The following is a 17,992-nucleotide window of genomic DNA, read 5'->3' as shown; positions in this document are numbered from 1 at the left end:
TTCACTATCCGGCAGCCACTAAATACCAAGCGCCCTGACTGCTCACAGTCAGGGCGCTTGGTATTATAGAAAGGCGGTTCGTTCTGCAACCTTCCCGTAAGTAAGGTGTGCCGATAGAAAGCCGTCGGCTGGTACGCTTAAAAGCCGTAGCGTAAACCCACCTGGAACTGGTACGGATTGCCCGAGGGTACCACTACCCCGGTGTTCGGGTTGACATTGTAGTTGTAGGTGCTGGCGGCGGCGTTGAAGCCCACTATCGAGTAGATATTTTGGCTGACCAGCGTTTCGGTTACGCCGTTTTTCTTGCCGAGAAAATTAGCGGCGTTAAACAGGTCACCCGACAGTTCGATATACTGTTTGCTGCCGAAGGTTTTGAAGCGTTTGGCCACGCGGATATCGAACTGGCCGTAAAAGTCGTTGACCCCGCCGTTGCGTTCCGCTACTTTCCCGATGCTTTCGCGCACGTACTTCTTCAGGCTCGGACTGGCACTAGGGTTGTCGAGGATGCCCTGAATAGCATTGCGAACGGGCTCGGGTACGCTCGGGTCGTTGGGGTCGAAGATGTAGGCCAGGTCATTGGAAGCCACGAAGTCGCCGTTTATGTTGCCGGCCGCCAGCAGCGAGTAGCGGGTTCCGCCGATGCCGGAGTAGCGCAAACCCATGCTTACCCCGTAGAAGGTAGGCAGTGTGCCGTACACCACCACTTTGCTGCGGAACTGGTTGTCGGAAGCCGTGAGCTGGCTTAGGTCGCGCGGGTCGTCTTTGACTGGTAAAAACAGCGTGGCCGAGTTAGCCACATTGCCGTTGTAGGAGGTGTTGTCGCGGCTGTCGTTGTAGGTGTAGCTGAACGACAGCTCGCCGTCCTGGAAATAGCGGTACGTCCCGTCCACGACCAGGGCGTACTGGTTGACTTTGCCGTCGCTGTTCAAGGCCAGCACGCGGCCTACCTGCTCGGTTTTGCGGCCTTTGGTCCAGTCGGCGGCGCCGTTGCTGGGGTTGATGGTGCTGGCCGGTACGTACACGCCCCGGTTGCCTTCGTTGCTGAGGCGGAAGTAGGGCTGGTCCACCATGTTGGCATCGGTGTACATGTAGTTGTTGCGGCCCAGGCTGGCGTAGGCGCTGAAACCCACGCGCAAGCGCTCGGTGATAAAGCGGTTGTAGGAGAAGTTGGCCTTGTACACCACCGGAATGCGCGCATCTTCCCGGTTGAGGTTAATGGTCGACAAGCGCTGCACGCCGGGCACGTTGAACAGCTCGGCACCCGGCGTCGAGGAAGGCTCGTTGCGGTAGCCAGGGAAGTTGGGGGTAGGCACCAGGTTCGGGCCCGTGGCGGCCCGGGTGATGTCCACCGAAGCCAGCTTGGTGCCGTCGAATACCATGTTGTTGATCATGGTGTAGTTCAGGATATCTGACCCGAAGATGCCGGCCCCGAAACGCACAATGTCTTTCTGTCTTTCGCCTACATCCCAGGTCAACTGAGCCCGCGGCTGCAGCTGCAAGGTGTTCAAGGCATGGTCGGTTTTCAAGCCTAGCTCATCGAACACCACTTGGTTGAAGTTGGGCTTGTTGAGGTAGGTGGTATAGTCGGCCCGGATGCCGGCCATTACTTCCAACCCCGGCGCTATGGGGGCCTGCATCTGGGCATAGAGCCCGGCATTGATGAAGTTCTGCTTCACGCTCGGGTCGGCTACCAGCGGAATTTCGCGGGCGTAGCGGTAGGGCGTCTGGTTGTTGAAGTTGTCGAGCCCGGTGAAGTAGAAGCGGCCGTTCACCTCGCTGCCGTACCGCGAGTTGAGGTGGCTGTACATCAGGTCGGTACCGAAGGTGAAGTTGATTTTGTTGGTGTTGTAGTACAGGTTGTTGGTGAGCTGCGAAACGTTGCTGAAGAAGTATTCCGGCGCGTAGCGCTGCCCGCCCAATTGTATGGACGTAAACACTGTTCTGTCGTTTACCGTGGAAGGAACCCGTTCCACGATGGCCCGCGGAATGGTGGCGTACCCCGCCGGCAGCTGGCTGCCCGAAATACTTTCCACCGACGCCGAAAGCTGTTGCAGCTTCAACTCGTTGGTGAGGCGCGGCGTCAGGGTTGAGCGCAACGAGGCCAGCGTACTGTTGCTCTTGTTGCGGCTGGTCCCGTACACTTCGTATAGGTTGATGGGCGTGTTGTCGCCGATGTTCTGGTTGTTCTTGTCGTAGATGTAGTTGTTGCTGACCGTCAGCAGGTTTTTGTCGTTGAGCTGAAAGTCTATCCGGGCGAAAATGGCATCGGTGTTTTCGCGCTTATCGAACGAGCCGAATTGCGGCGAACTGGCCACCCCATACTTGCCGCGGGCAATTTCCAGATACCGGTCCAGCGACGATTGTGTAACGCTCAGCCGCTGCTCGTCGGCCGGGCCCTGAATATCGGCAATCTGCAGCGGCCGGGCGTCGCGCTGGTGGTCATACGCCACAAAGAACTGCGCCTTGTCTTTGATAATGGGGCCGCCCAGCGAGAAGCCAGTCTGGTACGTAGAGAAAGGCACGTTGCGCTTGTTGCCCCGGATATCGTACGGCGACGACAACCAGTCGGCCCGCACAAACGAAAAGGCGCTGCCGCTGAAGGTGTTGGTGCCAGATTTGGTAGCCGTGTTGATGGTGCCGCCCCCGCTACGGCCGTAGGTTACATCGTACTGGTTGGTTACCACCTTGAATTCCCGGATGGCCTCAATAGAAATAGAATAAGGCGCCCCCGTACCCGCCGTACCGCCGAACGTGGCGTTTTTGGCGGTCATCCCATCAATTGTATAGTTGGTGGAGGTAGCCAGCTGCCCCGACAAATTGCCACCCCGGCTCAACGGTGAAAGGTCGATGAGGGAGGTGAAATTGCGGCCGTTTACGGGCAGCTTGCTGATGTTGGTGGCGTTGACGGCGGTGGAAGCGCCCAGGTTGGGGATGTTACTTTTCATGCTCGACCCGCTGACCACTACGTTGCCCAACTCGTTGGTTGAGGTTTGCAGCGCTACATCCAGGTGCAAAACGTCGCTCAGGTTGAGCGTGTAGCCGCTCCGGGTCTGGGTGCCGTAGCCAATAAACGACACGGTAATGCTGTATGGCCCCCCAAGCGGCAGCTGCCGGAAGGTGTACTCACCCTTGGGGTTGGTGCCCGTGTACGTGGTAAAACCTGTTCCTTCGTTGCGCACCTGAATGGTGGCGCCGGGAATGCCTTGCTTTTTCTCATCGGTAACCGTGCCGCTGATGCCGGCCTGCGAAGTCTGGGCCGAGAGTAGCACTGGCTGAAAGCAGAAAAGCGCAATTAGAAAGAGGCCTAGCAGTTTCTGTAGTTTTTGTACCATTTGCAGGATTCGTTGGATCTGCTGCAAAAGTAGAAGCACCTTATTACCCTAAAATCATACCTGCGTTACGAAAACGTCAATAATCTATATTGTAAAATCACAAAAACATAACTTGCTTTTCTGCCTGTTTAAGCGAATAAAAGGCGCACGACTCCGGTCGTGAATAGGCTACCGCCAAGCGTACCATTGGCTTGGTGCCGCCGACTAGCCCTAGTACTGCCAGAAGCACTCAAAGCTGGGCTTCAGTTAGCGCACCTCCTTGGGGCAATAGCAAGCCTCAGGTGCTTAGCCTATCGAATCGTAAATCACTACTTTCTCCCAGTAGGGCGCGTATTGGTTGCGAAAATCGTCGTGAATCGGGTGCTGCTGGTAGCTTTCCTCGTCCGCGGCACTAGCGAATAAGCACAGCCACGAATAGGTGTAGTTCCGCTCAATCACGTCGCGGGTGGTAAGGGCCGGCGTCCCGATATGCGCCATTTCGATGGAAGGAATACTCGTTAGCGTCTGCAGCCCTTCCAACAGTTTGGCTTTATCGGCGTCGCTGGCGCCGGCTTTGGTGTAAAAAAACACGTGGTGAACGAAGAGTTCTTTCGAGGAGGGTGCGTTCATAAGCTCAGTACAGTCTGTAGTAGGAAACGATCTGTTGGCAATATGAGTTAAATAAGTCAGGATTGTCTTGCCTTAGGATGAACTGGCTTGAAGGCCCAGACTTTGCTTGGCGCACAAGAGCTTATATGGGCTCGATCTTGCCATTGTTTGCTGCTCCGTCAACATATACCACCAGCGGCTTTTGGGTGTACGGATTGGTGATGATGCGCATATCCACCGCGAATACTTTTTGCAACAAATACTCGGTGAGTTCGAATGGGCTGGCAAGGGTGGCACAGATACGCCCTTTTTCAAGTAGTACCAGCCGGTCGGCGTAATTTATAGCGAGGTTGATGTCGTGCAGGATAGTAACTACAATCGCCTGCTGGCGGGCCAGCTGCCGGGCCCGTTGCAGCAGCTGATGCTGGTACCGGATGTCGAGGCTGGACACTGGCTCATCGAGCAGCAGCACCCGACTGCCCTGGGGGGGAGGCTCCCAGATTTGGGCCAGAACCCGGGCCATCTGTACTTTCTGGGCCTCGCCGCCGCTCAACGTGGAATAGTCGCGTTCCGCGAAGCTACTCATGCCCAGGTCGGCCAGCGCCTGTTGCGCAATGTGCTGGTCGTGCCGGGTGGGGCGGCGCTGGAAATGGGGATAGCGCCCCATCAGGACCACATCTTGCACGCTCAGCGGAAAAGCCAGGTGAATTTCCTGCGACAACACGGCCCGTTGCTGCGCCAACTGGGCGCTGGTGAAGCTGGACAGCAACTGACCATCGAGCAGTACCTGGCCGGTGCTAGCCGCATACAGGCCCGCCAGCAGGCGGAGCAGGGTGGTTTTGCCGGCCCCGTTGGCGCCTAGCAGCACCGTTACTTCTCCGGGCCGGCATTCCAGCGTGGCGTCGTGGAGCAGGGTGTTGCCCTCGATGGCGTAAGAAGCATGGTGCGCTTGCAGCATAATGGCTAGGCGTAGAAACCACCCCGGGCAGTTAGCTGCCGGTACCGGGACAGCAGCCACAAAAACACCGGGGCCCCGACAAAGGCCGTGAGTACCCCAATGGGCAACTCGGCGGGAGCAATGATGGTGCGGGCCACGGTATCGGAAATTATCATCAGAATAGCGCCTAACAGCCCGGAGCCGATAAGCAAGAGGCGGTTGTCGGAAAACCCCGCCAACCGCAGCAGGTGGGGCACCACCAGCCCAACAAACCCAATAACGCCCACCGTGGCCGTAGCCACGGCCACCAGCAGCGTGTTGAGCAGCAGAATCTGAGTTTGCAGGCGCCGCACATTGATGCCTAAGTACTGCGCTTCCGTCTCGCCCAGCTGCAACGCGTTCAGCGACTTGGCAAACCGCAAAGACACCCATCCACCTAACACCGTAACCAAGCCCACTAAGTAGAAGGAGGGCCAGTCGGCACTGGAAAAGCTGCCCAAGTTCCAGAAGGTAATAGAGCGGGCCTGGGGGTCGCGGGCAATGTAGGAGAGGAAACCTGTGCCGCCGGCCGCCAGCGCATTCACGGCAATGCCCGCCAGCAGCATAGAAGCCACCGTGACCCGGCCCTGGGTTGCCGATAGGCGGTACACCAGCGCCGTGGCCCCGAGCGCCCCCACGAAAGCCGCGGCCGGCAGCACCAGCGCACCGAGCACGGGCACGTTGGCCCAGCTGAGCGAGTTGCCAAGTACAAAAATTACCGCCGCTCCCAGCGCAGCGCCAGCCGAAGTGCCAATCAAGCCCGGCTCCACGATGGGGTTGCGAAACAGCGCCTGCATCAGAGTACCCGACATCGACAAGGCCGCCCCCACGCAGGCACAGAGCAGCACCCGCGGCAGCCGAATCTGAAAGAACACGCCCCGGTGCAGCACTGCTAGGGGGTCGGAAGATGGAGCCCCAAACCCAAAAGCCTCACTTACAAAGCCGCCCAGCTCCGGATACGTTAGCGACATGGCCCCTAGCCGGGCCGACAGCAGCAGCACGACAAGCAAGCACACGGTCAGCCCGCTGAAATACAGGCGCACGCGCCCAGCAGACAGAGTCACTACTGCGCGGGTTGCTGGTGAAGTAGCTTTTGCAGTGCTAGCACGTTCTGGCCGGTGCGCGGACCCAGGTACACCATGTCGTGCTCCTCGACGCGGTAGATGCGGTTGTTTTTGGCGGCCGGGGTAAGCGCTACTCCAGGTAGCTGCTTGAATTTGTCGAGCCCGCCTTGCCGGTCATAACCAAAATCAGTGGCTAGAATCACGTCGGGCTGCGCTTCGGCAATCAACTCGGGGCTGATCGGCTTCATTCCTTCGGCGGCGTTAAGCGAGTTGACCCCGCCGGCCCAGGCCACCATTTGCGTACCAATACTTTGCTGGCCCATGGCCAGATAAATATTCTTTTGCAGGCCGTAGTGAATAATTACCACCTTGGGATGGTCGGGGAATTGTTTGCCAATGGCGGCCGCCTTGGCCATGTCGGCGCTGAGTTGTTTGGCCAGCTCATCAGCCTGGGGGCGTTGCCCGAATTCGTCGCCGAGTTGCTGTAGCAGCCGGCAGGTTTCGGGAATCGTTTTGGACGGGGCAAACTCCTTGATAGGAATACCCACGCGCTGCACCTGGGTAATAACGGCCGCCGGGGCCACATTGCCATCGGAATACACCACGGTAGGTTTCAAGGAAATAATGCCTTCGGCGTTGAGCAGGCGGTGGTAGCCCACGGTAGGCAGCTGTTTAGCTGCCGCCGGGTAGGTGCTCGACAAGTCTACCCCAACAAGCCGGCTTTCCGCGCCCAGCGCAAAAATCATTTCCGTTAGCTGCTTGGATACTGACACGATGCGCTCCTGTTGCGGAGCGGTGCTGGGGGCCTCATTGTTGTTGAACCGGTTGCAGGCCATGGCCGCCAGCAGCAGGGTAGAGTATATTATTTTTTTCATGTAGAGAAGATTGCCTGGACGTAAGAAGTTGAAGCATCGAGTTAGCTAGGGCATAGTCTTGTTGGGCACGTGCCCTAGGTAGCCCGACACTTCAACTCTTGAATTAACGTTAGAAAGTGTAGCTCAGATTAGCTCCTGCGTACCAGTTGCGCGGCATACCGGGGTTGTAGAACGTGGGGCGCCCCGCCGGGGTGGCCTGGTTTAGGGCTACCGAAGCCACGTAACGCTTGTCGCCGATGTTGTCGAGGCCGCCAAAAACGTCATAGCCTAGGTGGCCGGCCAGCTTGTTGCGAATCCCGAGGCGGCTATTAAACAACCAGTAGGAGGGGGCGTAGCGGGCATTGTTGTCGCTCATCGGCGTCCGGTCGGTGTACTGGGAGGTTAGGTTGAGGTACACGCCGGGCTGGGTTTCCACATCGAGGCCCCCGGTAAACAGGTTTTTGAACGAGCCCGTGACCTGCTTGCCATGAAAGTCGTTGACGCCCAATTGATAGTTGTTGAACTCAGCGTCGGTGTAGGTGTAGCTTATGAAGGGCCGCACCTGGGTCAGCACGCCCGGCTTCGTAACATCCACGAGGTTGCCCGATAGCGCCAGCTCTACGCCCTGGTATTCTGACTTCCCGGAGTTCACAAAATAAGTGACCCGGTCGGCATTGGTTTGGGACACCAAGCCGTTTTTCACGTGCATCCGAAACAGCGTCACATCGTAGTTGAGGTGGTTGCCCAGGATGGTTCCGCGCGAGCCCACCTCCAGGTTGGTGTTGGTTTCCGGCGCAAGGTCCGGATTGATCGGCCCCGTCGACAACGAAATCTGGCTGCTGATGGGCGGCGAGAAGCCCGTGCTGTACTGGGCAAACACCGAGAACTGGTCGTTGAAAGCATGTAGCACGGCCACGCGGGGCGTGTACGTGGGCTTGAACTGCCGGTAGCCCGTCAAACTCAGCGCGGGCAAGGTTTTCGGAATCAGGTCCTGAATGTCGTACGACACCACGTTGTAGCTCACGCCCGCCGTAACGGTGGTGTGCTCGGTTACGGAAGCTTCTGCCTGGGCGAAGACGTTGGTTTGCGTTGCCCGTACCTCCTGGTCGGACGTGATGGCGCCGGACACACCGCCGGCCGAAATAGCGTACCGCTTGTTGTTGTCTTGGTTGGCCATGTACTCGGTGCCCACCACAAAACGAGTGCGCAGGTTGCCCAACTCGGGCGCATACGTAAACACGCTACGCACGCCACGCTTGCCGCGCTGGGTGTGGGCAAAGTTCGGCTCCACTGGGCTCAGCGAGTACGTGTTGGAAGTGAACAGCGTGGTGGTATTGGCGAAGTTCCGGGTGAAGCGGTACGTGTGCGTCAAACCTAACCGGGTGATTTCGGCATCAACGCCGATGTCCTTCTGCACATAGGCGGGCGCGGTCTTGGTGTAGCTGCTGAAAAAGTCGGTGCTGTCCAGCTCGCCGGCGTAGTTGTCGTGCTGGTTGGTGTAGGTGCCCAGTACGCTCAGCGTCTGCTTTTCACTCACGTAGAAGTCGCCGGCCACGGTTACGTAATCTTTGCGGCTGTTGGAGTGCGCGTCGCGGAAGCCGCGGGTTTCCTGGTGGCCATAGTTTACTAGCAGGTTCACCTTATCGGTACCAACGCCGATGCCGGTGTTGGTGCGCAGCAAGCCATATTTGCCCACGGTAGTACCTAGGTTGATGCTGGTGCCGGGGGTGGCTTTGCGGGTCTGGAACGATACTACTCCGCCCAGTGTAGCGCCGTAAATAGTGGAGGCCGGCCCTTTGATAACCTCGATCCGGCCCAGGGTGGTGTAGTCGAGGTCGTCGAGCGAAGCGGTGCCGTCAGCTTCCGACAGCGGAATGCCGTTTTGGTAGAGCTTGATGCCGCGGATGCTAAAGCGCCCGTAAGTGCTGCCAATGCCACGAATCACCAGGTTGGACTGCGAGGTGGCGCTGCGCACGTTCATGCGCACGCCCGGCACTTGGTTGAGGGTGTTTTGCAGGAAGATGGTGTTATTGCGCTGCAAGTCTTTCTCGGTTACTATGGTCAGGGCGGCCGGGGTTTCGAGTAGCTTACGCTCCGTGCCCGTGCCATAGCCAATTACCTGCACTTCGCTCAAACCCGTGTTGGAAGGCGCCAAGCTGACAACGAGCGGAACCGAAGGGTTTTTGAGGGTGACTTCCTGCGTGGCATACCCCAACGACTGCACGCGTACGACCCGAAATTCCTCGTCGGCAGTTAGTGAGAATCGTCCTTGAGCATCGGTGGCTACGGCCGTAATCTGCCCGGCAACTACAACCGCGGCACCTACCACTGGCTGGCGGGTTTGCTGATCCAGCACTGTACCGACAGCAGTGTATTGCGCCCAAGCGGGCATACGCACGAGCATCACTGCGAGTAGCAGAAACGTGGTAAAAAGAATTTTCATAGGTAAAAAAGAAAGACCTAAACGGTCAGAATAGTAAGCCCAGCTTCTGGTAGAAGAAGCGAAAAATGGCAAATCAAAAATGCACAGCTACCCTGTGCGGCTACATGCTTGGGCGTAATTACCCGAGCAAAAAGGCTAGGGGCCAGGGCGGTGGGAAAGGCACCATTGCTGCAAAGAAGGGCAGCAACGTAGCATACTCGGGGTACGCTTGTTTGCTTTCAGTGCCCCCGGCTGCGAGTGCAAAGCCACTCTCAGGCAACAAGTAGCTTAACTTAAATAAATAGGTGAACACCTTTTTTGCTGACTTGCGCGCCCCTGCGGCTGGGTGCGCGTATTCCTGAACGTGTTTGACGAGGCCGGCTAGCAGCTTTTCCTCGTCGTGGTCGTGCCAGCAGAAATAGGTGATAGAATCCGAGGTAGCGTGCTGCCTAAGCACATCGTAGAGCTGCCCGCGGTATAGGAATTCGTGCTCTTCCTGCCAATGCACTTGCGGTTCCGCCTGCTTCAACTGCCGTGCTACCACAATGCGTACCAATGATTCGTCGGGCAAGGCGGCATGGCGCATGCGCTCAGCGGCGCGCCGTAGCTGTTGCTGGTGCCACATAGCCACCGGGTACACCCCCACTAAGTTGTAGAGGAAGACGGTGAGTAGCAGAAAAGTAAGAAGGTATTTCAAGCGGCGTAGTTAACAGCTTAAAAGTAGATTAAAATCTTAGTTTAAAAACAATCAGATAAGCTGAAGCAGTGAAGCCACCAAGCGTATCGTAGCACACAATCTGTTTTTAACGAGCTACGCGGAGCACTGAGCACAAAGCCGGGTGTTGCCCTTGGTTTATGAAATCTGGAAACAGAAGCTAAGTTTAATGACTTGTAAGCGGGTTCAGCTACTACTTTCGTGCTTCTATTACCTGTTATTCATTTCCGTATGCTTCGTCCCATCATGTTTGTCGGCACGGCTTCCGACGTGGGCAAGAGCGTTATTACGGCTGGGTTTTGCCGGATTTTTCGGCAGGATGGCTTTCAGCCGGCCCCGTTCAAGGCCCAGAACATGTCGTTGAACAGCTACGCCACGCCTGAGGGCCTGGAAATCGGCCGGGCCCAGGCCATGCAGGCCGAAGCCGCCGGCGTGCCCTGCCACGTCGATATGAATCCGGTGTTGCTCAAGCCTACTTCCGACCAAACCTCGCAGGTAGTGCTCAATGGCCAACCCATCGGTACGCAGTCGGCCTACGAGTACTTCCGGGCAAACGACCGGCACGAGCTGTTCGTGGCCGCCACCCAGGCCTTTGACCGGCTGGCAGCGCGCTATTCGCCGGTGGTGCTGGAAGGCGCAGGCAGCATCTCGGAGCTGAATTTGAAGCAGCGCGACATCACCAATCTGCGCATGGCCCGCCACGCCGGCGCCGCCACCTATTTAATTGCCGATATCGACCGGGGCGGCATCTTCGGCAGCGTATACGGCACGTTGGCTTTACTGGAACCCGAGGAAAAAGCCTGCATCAAAGGCATCCTGATCAACAAGTTCCGGGGCGATGCCCGGCTGTTTGCCGACGGCCGTCAGCAGCTTGAGGACCTGACCGGCGTGCCCGTGGTGGGCGTGCTGCCGTACTTCCGCGACATTTTTCTGGAAGAAGAAGACTCGGTTGTCCTGGCCCGCAAACAACGTGGTGCTGGCCCCGCCGGCCGCGTGCAGGTGGCCGTGGTGCTGCTTGGCCGCATGTCCAACTTCACCGACTTCGACGTACTCGGCCACGACCCGCGCGTGCACCTGTTCTACACCCACGACGCCAGTGAAATAACCGAAGCGGATATCATTGTCCTGCCCGGCAGCAAAAATACCATCGACGACCTGATAACCCTGAAAAACAACGGCTTGGCCGCCGCCGTCGTGCAAGCGCACCGCGCTGGCAAAACGGTGGTGGGCATCTGCGGCGGCTACCAGATGCTGGGCCGCTCAGTGGAAGACCCCACGGGCGTAGAAAGCCAAGTAGCGGCCACTGCTGGCCTGGGTTTGCTGCCCGTGCGCACTGTGCTGCAAGGCAAGAAAACCACCGAGCAGCGCCGCTTCGCTTTCCGCGACCAGGCCACGGCCGACTGCCAGGGCTACGAAATCCACATGGGCACCACCACCGCCGACGGCCCCGCGCAGCCCGTAGCTATCCTCGCCGACGGTTCGCCCGATGGCTACTTTGCCGGGCCGCGCTGCTGGGGAACCTACCTGCACGGCATCCTCGACAACCCCACCGTGGTCGACCAGCTGCTGGCGCCTTATACCCAGGAGCAAGCCAAAGAGCCCTTCGATTTCGCCGTCTTCAAAGACGAGCAGTTCAACCGCCTGGCCACTCTGATCCGCGAAAACGTGGATATGCAGCAGATTTACGCCGCCTTGCAATCTTGATTCACCTTACCTCTGCCTTATGCTGCATGGCCACGGCGACGACGGCTACCGCCATTCCCACCCTATCGTAGCCGATTTCAGCACCAACGTCTGGTACGGAGGCGAGCCCGCCGGCTTGAAAGAGTACGTTTTCAGCCAGTGGGCTGCCGTCAACCGCTACCCCGAGGTGCTGGCCGAAAGCCTGGCTGCCCAGATAGCCGCCCACCACAGCCTAGCGCCAACACAGGTGCTGGTGAGCAGCGGCACCACCGAGAGCATCTACCTAATAGCGCAAACCTGGGCCGGGCAGCGCAGCACGGTGCTTTCACCCGCCTTCGCCGAGTACGAAGACGCCTGTCGCCAACACGGCCATCAGTTGCAGTTTTTAGCCTGGGAAGAGCTGCAGCCCGACATCCCGCTAAGCAGCGAGTTGCTGTTTGTTTGCAACCCCAACAACCCGACCGGCAGCGTGTTAGGTCCAGAAGTGTTGGCGGCTTTGCTGGCCGCAAACCCACGCACGGTGTTCGTGCTCGATGAGGCTTTTATCGAGTTTACAACCAGCATCTCAACGGCTGTTCACTTGCTGGATCAGTTTGATAATTTGCTGATTATGCGGTCTTCAACCAAGGCTTATGCAATTCCAGGTTTACGGCTTGGCTACATACTGGCCTCGGCGGCACTCATCAAGCAACTCACGCAGCACAAGGCCCCGTGGGCAGTAAATGCGCTGGCTGCAGCGGCCGGACGGTTCTTGTTTGAAAACTACGCGCAGGTGCAGCCCCCCATAACCCAGCTGCTGGCCGATAAAGCGGCATTGAGCGCTCAGCTAAGCGCAAACCCAGGTCTTGAAATTCTGCCGAGCCACACGCACTATTTCCTGGGCGTTACGCGGCGCGGCACGGCGGCTGAACTGAAGCGCTGGCTGCTAATCCACCACGGCTTGTTAATTCGGGATGCAGCGAACTTTCGAGGCCTGACCCCAGCCCATTTCCGCATTGGCACCCGCAGCCCGGCCGATAATCAACTTCTCGTAAACGCCCTCCAAGAATGGACCACCGCTTCGCCCGCCTAGCCGCCCCGCTGACGGCCGGCTACCTGCTCGACCTGCTGCTAGCTGACCCCGAGAACTGGCCCCATCCGGTGCGCACTTATGGGAAGCTGATTGCCGTTGGCGAGCAGCAGCTCAACCACGGCTCGTACCGCTTTGTGAAGGGAGCCATGTTGGCTGGAGGCCTAGTGGGGGGCACATTCTTCTTGTTCACGCTGCTCGATAAGGCTTGGGAGAAAGCACCGCCGGCCTTAGGAATAGCTATCAACAGCGCCTGGGTGTTTTACGGACTAGCCAACACCGGTTTAGTTCGCGAGGGCCAGGCCGTATTCGACGTGCTGGAGCGGGACGGCCTAGAAGCGGGCCGCCACCAGCTGGCCCGCATCGTGGGCCGCGACACCGCCCAGCTCGATGCCCAGCAAATCCGTACCGCCGTGCTTGAAAGCCTGGCCGAAAACCTCAGCGATGGGGTGGTGGCGCCTCTGTTCTACTACGCCCTGGCGGGCGTACCGGGCCTGATGGCCTACAAAATGGTAAACACCCTCGACTCGATGGTGGGTTACCGCAACCCCCGTTACGAGTTGTTCGGCAAGTTCGCTGCCCGCCTCGATGATGTGGTTAACCTCGTGCCGGCCCGTCTCACAGCCGGCCTGTTGGCCGCATTGGGTTGGAGCAAGCAAGGCTGGCGCTTTATCCTAGAGTATGGCCACCAGCACAAAAGTCCTAATGCTGGCTACCCCGAAGCGGCTTTAGCCGGCGTGCTCGACTGCCGCTTCGGCGGCCCCAACTACTACCATGGCCAACTGGTGCCCAAACCCTATATCGGCCACAATCCGCGCCAGTTAGCGTACGACGAAATCAGCCGCGTGGCCCGCCTCAATCACAGCGTATGCGCCGTAGTGGTAGCCGGTATTTTGGGGTTGTTTTGGTGGCAGCTTGGTCGAAGCAAGGCCGGAGCTTATTTGCTTGAATCAAGCAGCTGCGCTATAAAGGCGGAGTCTTCACCCCAATACAGGTGCATGTAGGAGGCCCATACGTTGCCGTGCCGGTACACTTGGACGGGTACCGGTACCCCTTTGGCATTGGTAACTTCTAGCGGCGCTGCCACAAGGCCATGGTCTTCGAGTCGAGAATAATGAAATTCGTGGCCTTTGACCTGTAAGCCGCTCCACGTCAAAGCGCGGTAGCCTAGCGTCATCTTGGCGTTTTCCATGGAGGTAGTGCCAGGCAGTACACCTGCCATAGGAAAGGACTCGCCTTGCGCAGTGACGATGGCGCGTCCCAGATACATCAGCCCACCGCATTCGGCGTAAGCTACTCCGCCTGCGGCACAGTATGCCGCTATGCTGGTACGCATGCTCGTGTTGGCGCTCAGTTCTGCTGCAAACAACTCGGGATAGCCACCGGGTAGATACAGAAAATCGGTGCCCGGCGGCAGTTGCTTGTCAGTTAAGGGACTGAAGTAAGTAAGCTCCCCAAATTGGCTAAGCGCCTGCAGGTTCTGATGGTAAGTGAATGTAAACGCTGCGTCGCGAGCCACCGCAATGCGCCGGTTTCCCGGCTTCAGCGCCACCGGCAAAACTGGCTCTGCTACTGGGGCCAGCGCACTGGTAACGGCCAGCAGCTGTTCAACGTCCACGGTGTCGGGCAGCGTCTCCGCCAAGGCCTCCACGATAGCTTCATATTGGATATCGGTGTCGATGGACAAGCCTAAGTGCCGCGAGGGTATGGCAAAGGCTGGGTTGTTGGGCAAGTAGCCCAGGGCAGTTACCCCTATATCCTCGCAGGCCTCGCGCAGAAAGTGGTAGTGTGAGGCAGTATCAACGAAGTTGAAGATGGCGCCGACCAAGCGAATACCGGGATAGAAGTTCTTGAACCCAAACAGCAGCGGAGCCACCGAGTAGGCCATGGCCCGGGCATTCACCACCAGAACGACCGAAATACCGAGCAACTCGGCCACGGCGGCGGCACTGCCTTGCATGCGGTCGGCCCCATCGAAGAGGCCCATAACGCCTTCCACCACGGCCACATCAGCGGCCGTGGTGTAGCGGGCATAAGTGGCCTGCGCGTGGGTGGCCGAGGCCATAAACAAATCCAGGTTGAGGCTGGGCCGGCCGGCGGCCTGGGTGTGGTGGTGGGTATCGAGGTAGTCGGGCCCGCACTTGAAGGGCTGCACTGTGAGTCCGCGCCAGGCCAGCACCCGCAGCAAGCCTAGCGTGAGGGTGGTTTTGCCGCTGCCGCTGCTCGGGGCTGCAATCAGAAACTGGGACTTTGCGGAGCTAGCTGCGGCATGTACTTCTGGCATTTCCATCAAACGAAGAATAACTAGGATTTACTGCTGCCCGGCTTGTAGCGAAGATCAGTTTGCAGGACTACTCATCCCAATACAGGCGGTCCATGATTGGTTGTTCTCAAGCCAGCTTCGCCTAACGCGTCGGTCTGTGAGGGCGGCTACGGCTGTTGCGGAGTGGAATCCTGCGCAATTTTACCGTTTAATTACGGCTTACGGCTCTGCTGCCAACCAGTGCCTTTGATTGCGCAGGTGGTTGCGGCCTACTGTTAAACTATGTTAAAAGATTAGTGCAGTGCCCCCCTCTGGTAGTTAAACACGCCTCAAAGAAGCTACTTGCTTGCTATGGCTTTACCTTTTACCCCTGTTGCCATCTTATTAGCTACGGCTTTAGCGGGCACCATTGTCTTTGCTCATGGCCAACAAGCGCCCGCCCGTCCCACCGGGGCTGTACCAGGAGTTGCTGCCCGCCTAGCCGTCTGACGGGTACGGTAACTACTAGCAGTACCAGCAAAGCCATCGCCTACGCTTCCGTAGTAGTCCTCACCGAGGCGGGCACCCCCGTAACTGGCAGCGTCTGCGGCGAAGATGGGCAGTTGGTGTTACCCGGCCTGGCACCGGGTCGCTATACCCTTCGCGTTAGTTTCCTGGGCTACCAGGACCTGGTGCGGTCAGCAATAGTGGTGCCCGCTGAGGGAGGTACTGTGGCCCTTGGTACGCTCCCGCTGCTGCCCGCTACGCAACAGCTAAGCGAAGTAGTGGTCACGGCCCGCAAACCCCTGATTGAAGAAAAGGTAGACCGCACCGTTTATAACGCGGACCAGGACCAGACCACTCGTGGAGGCGATGCCACGGACGTACTCAAACGCGTGCCCCAACTCAGCGTAGACCTCGATGGCAACGTTAGTGTACGGGGCAGTAGCAACATCAAGGTGCTGATTAACAATAAGCCTTCCACCATTACGGCCAACAGCATTGCCGATGGCCTGCGCCAGATTCCAGCCGACCAGATTAAAGCGGTGGAGGTTATCACGTCCCCATCGGCCAAATATGATGCCGAAGGCTCGGGTGGTATCATTAACATCATCACCAAAACGAACACGCTGCGCGGCGGGCAACTGAGTCTGGATGGCAGCGGGGCACCCGCTCGGGTACGCTGAACCTGAATGGGGGCTACCGCACCGGAAAGATGGGCTTCGCGCTCGGGGGCTTTGGCCGGGCGGGCTACAACACGCCGGGCAGCTTCGACAACGACCAGGTAACGACCAACCTGCCGACGGGCTTGCAAACTCACACTGCCCAGGCGGCGGGCACGCGCCAAAACCAGCTGTTTGGCCGCTACACCCTGGGCTGGGACTACGATCTGAACCCGCACCATTCGCTGGCGGCCTCCTTAGCTTATGGCACGCGCAACGCAACCACCTACCAGGATGCACTGGCCACCAGTATCACCCAACTGGCAACGGGGAGTACTGCCTCGTCGGTGCGCAACGTGAAGACGACCGATGAGTCGGGCACGGTAGATGCCAGCCTCAGCTACACGCATACCTATGCGCTGGCCCAACGCGAGTTGAGCGTGCTGGCACTATTCAGCCGCAACGACCGCACTTACAATTTCAATAACAACATCTACGCCGCCAGTGAGGTTAACGCCACTGGTACAGCAGGTAACACCAACCCGAGCGCCAACCAGGAAGTAACGGCCCAGGTGGACTACCAAACCCCAACAGGTAAAAATCAACTCCTGGAAGCGGGCGTGAAAGACATTGCGCGGACAGTGCGCAGCACCTACAGTTACTACGGCCAACTCGCTGGCACGCAAGCCGACAACTCCTTTCGCTACAACCAAAACGTAGCGTCGGCCTACGTGGCCTACACGGTGGCGCTGCCCAAAAACTTCACCCTGAAACCCGGTGTGCGCTATGAATACACCGGAATTACTGCCAATTACGGCACCGGCTCGGTCGGCGACATCCCTGATTACGGACTTCTGGTACCAAGTGTGAGTCTGCTCCACAAGCTTCGGAATGGTAATGCGCTGCGCCTGGCTTATAACCGCCGTATTCAGCGCCCCTCGCTGCAATTTCTGAACCCGAATCTACAAGCCGCCAACCCCCTGATTCAGACCCAGGGCAACCCCCTGCTGCGCCCCGAATACACCAACAACTATGACCTGGGGTACAGTACGCTGCTAAAGCAGGCCAACCTGAACGTCAGCGCGTTCGTGCGCACAACCAACGGTTCCATACAGTCGGTGCGCACCCCGCTTGGGGAGTTGAATTACCCTGGTGCGATACTGATTAGTTATGAGAACATCGGGCAAGAAAGTGCTTACGGGGGCAGCGTGTTTGCCAGCCTCAACTCTGGCGATAAGTTCAGTCTTACTGGTGGAATAGATACCTACTACGCCGTGCTGTGCAACAACGTGGCCGACCCCACTTATGCCGCTCGCAACGCGGGACTGGTAGTGGGCGGGCGGCTGTATGGGAGCTATGCCTTGCCCAAAAATTGGGGGTTACAAGTGTTCGGTTTCTACCGGGGGCAGCAGGTGCAGTTGCAAGGGTCGCAAAGCAGTTTTGCACTCTACAGCTTCAGCCTCAAGCACGACTTTGCCCAGAAGAAAGGCAGCTTGGGTTTGGGGGCGGAAAACTTCTTTTCGCCCCGCAATACAGTTCGCAGTGAGATTACGAGTCTGCTGCTTACCCAGCACAGTACCGCCGTGCAGCACCTGACGAGCTTCAAGGTGTACTTCAGCTACCGCATCGGCAAGCTAACCGCGGAGCCTCGTGCGCACAAAGGCGTGCAAAACAACGACTTGAAAACAGACGAGAATGGGGGAGGTAGCCAGGGTAGCGGCAGCACGCCCGAAGCTACCCGACCAACTGCTCCTAAAGCTCCGGCAACTTCACCCCCGGCTCCGGCTCCCACTAGTCCAGCTAGCAAATCGGTTGCGCCGGCTGAACCGCCACGTAGCTTACCTTCTACGCCGGTAGTGCCGCCGGGCATGACCTCGCCCGGCG

At 58.3% G+C, this 17,992-nt stretch carries 14 protein-coding genes; 6 read left to right on the top strand and 8 right to left on the bottom strand.

Going from position 1 to position 17,992, the window contains the following annotated elements; genetic code table 11:
* Nucleotides 1-137 precede the first annotated feature (137 nt).
* From VF639_RS20545 to VF639_RS20515, 7 genes are all read right to left on the bottom strand, one after another.
* Entirely contained in the window at nt 138-3,332 is a 3,195-nt protein-coding gene (locus tag VF639_RS20545) for a TonB-dependent receptor (protein ID WP_331147817.1), read from the bottom strand.
* A gap of 285 nt (nt 3,333-3,617) precedes the next feature.
* Nucleotides 3,618-3,941, bottom strand: a complete 324-nt coding sequence (locus VF639_RS20540; RefSeq protein WP_331147816.1) for a Dabb family protein — start codon at nt 3,939-3,941, stop codon at nt 3,618-3,620.
* 121 nt (nt 3,942-4,062) lie between these two features.
* Nucleotides 4,063-4,878: a heme ABC transporter ATP-binding protein gene (locus tag VF639_RS20535; RefSeq protein WP_331147815.1), complete on the bottom strand. Its 816-nt coding sequence runs from the start codon at nt 4,876-4,878 to the stop codon at nt 4,063-4,065.
* Nucleotides 4,879-4,883: 5 nt separating this feature from the next.
* The gene (locus VF639_RS20530; RefSeq protein WP_331147814.1) at nt 4,884-5,960 is read right to left on the bottom strand and encodes a FecCD family ABC transporter permease; all 1,077 of its coding nucleotides are present in this window, start codon (nt 5,958-5,960) and stop codon (nt 4,884-4,886) included.
* Nucleotides 5,960-6,835: a heme/hemin ABC transporter substrate-binding protein gene (locus VF639_RS20525; RefSeq protein WP_331147813.1), complete on the bottom strand. Its 876-nt coding sequence runs from the start codon at nt 6,833-6,835 to the stop codon at nt 5,960-5,962. The genes VF639_RS20530 and VF639_RS20525 overlap by 1 nt, the downstream gene beginning before the upstream one ends.
* A gap of 109 nt (nt 6,836-6,944) precedes the next feature.
* Nucleotides 6,945-9,257: a TonB-dependent receptor gene (locus VF639_RS20520; RefSeq protein ID WP_331147812.1), complete on the bottom strand. Its 2,313-nt coding sequence runs from the start codon at nt 9,255-9,257 to the stop codon at nt 6,945-6,947.
* A 118-nt stretch (nt 9,258-9,375) separates the two neighbouring features.
* Entirely contained in the window at nt 9,376-9,933 is a 558-nt protein-coding gene (locus VF639_RS20515; protein WP_331147811.1) for a hypothetical protein, read from the bottom strand.
* Nucleotides 9,934-10,182: 249 nt separating this feature from the next.
* Here VF639_RS20515 and VF639_RS20510 point away from each other — a divergent pair, with 249 nt between their 5' ends.
* The 3 genes from VF639_RS20510 to cbiB are packed head-to-tail and all read left to right on the top strand — an operon-like array spanning nt 10,183 to nt 13,707.
* Nucleotides 10,183-11,655: a cobyric acid synthase gene (locus tag VF639_RS20510; RefSeq protein ID WP_331147810.1), complete on the top strand. Its 1,473-nt coding sequence runs from the start codon at nt 10,183-10,185 to the stop codon at nt 11,653-11,655.
* A 19-nt stretch (nt 11,656-11,674) separates the two neighbouring features.
* Complete coding sequence (locus VF639_RS20505; RefSeq protein WP_331147809.1) at nt 11,675-12,706, top strand: aminotransferase class I/II-fold pyridoxal phosphate-dependent enzyme; 1,032 nt, start codon at nt 11,675-11,677, stop codon at nt 12,704-12,706.
* On the top strand, nt 12,682-13,707 hold the full coding sequence (cbiB, locus tag VF639_RS20500; RefSeq protein ID WP_331147808.1) for an adenosylcobinamide-phosphate synthase CbiB: 1,026 nt from the start codon (nt 12,682-12,684) through the stop codon (nt 13,705-13,707). The genes VF639_RS20505 and cbiB overlap by 25 nt, the downstream gene beginning before the upstream one ends.
* Here the strand turns inward: cbiB and VF639_RS20495 are convergent.
* Nucleotides 13,641-14,993: a cobyrinic acid a,c-diamide synthase CobB gene (locus VF639_RS20495; RefSeq protein WP_331147807.1), complete on the bottom strand. Its 1,353-nt coding sequence runs from the start codon at nt 14,991-14,993 to the stop codon at nt 13,641-13,643. The genes cbiB and VF639_RS20495 overlap by 67 nt on opposite strands.
* Before the next feature lie 324 nt (nt 14,994-15,317).
* Here VF639_RS20495 and VF639_RS20490 point away from each other — a divergent pair, with 324 nt between their 5' ends.
* The 3 genes from VF639_RS20490 to VF639_RS20480 form a co-directional block, all read left to right on the top strand.
* Nucleotides 15,318-15,455, top strand: a complete 138-nt coding sequence (locus VF639_RS20490) for a hypothetical protein (protein ID WP_331147839.1) — start codon at nt 15,318-15,320, stop codon at nt 15,453-15,455.
* Nucleotides 15,452-16,132 (top strand): TonB-dependent receptor, encoded by a 681-nt coding sequence (locus tag VF639_RS20485; RefSeq protein ID WP_331147838.1) that lies wholly within the window; start codon nt 15,452-15,454, stop codon nt 16,130-16,132. The genes VF639_RS20490 and VF639_RS20485 overlap by 4 nt, the downstream gene beginning before the upstream one ends.
* Before the next feature lie 29 nt (nt 16,133-16,161).
* A partial coding sequence (locus VF639_RS20480; protein ID WP_331147806.1) for an outer membrane beta-barrel family protein occupies nt 16,162-17,992 on the top strand: 1,831 nt, incomplete at its 3' end.

Source organism: Hymenobacter sp., assembly GCF_036387835.1.
Lineage (GTDB): Bacteria > Bacteroidota > Bacteroidia > Cytophagales > Hymenobacteraceae > Hymenobacter.
The sequence above is the reverse complement of the archived record's forward strand: the minus strand, read 5'-3'. Positions and strand labels throughout refer to the sequence as shown.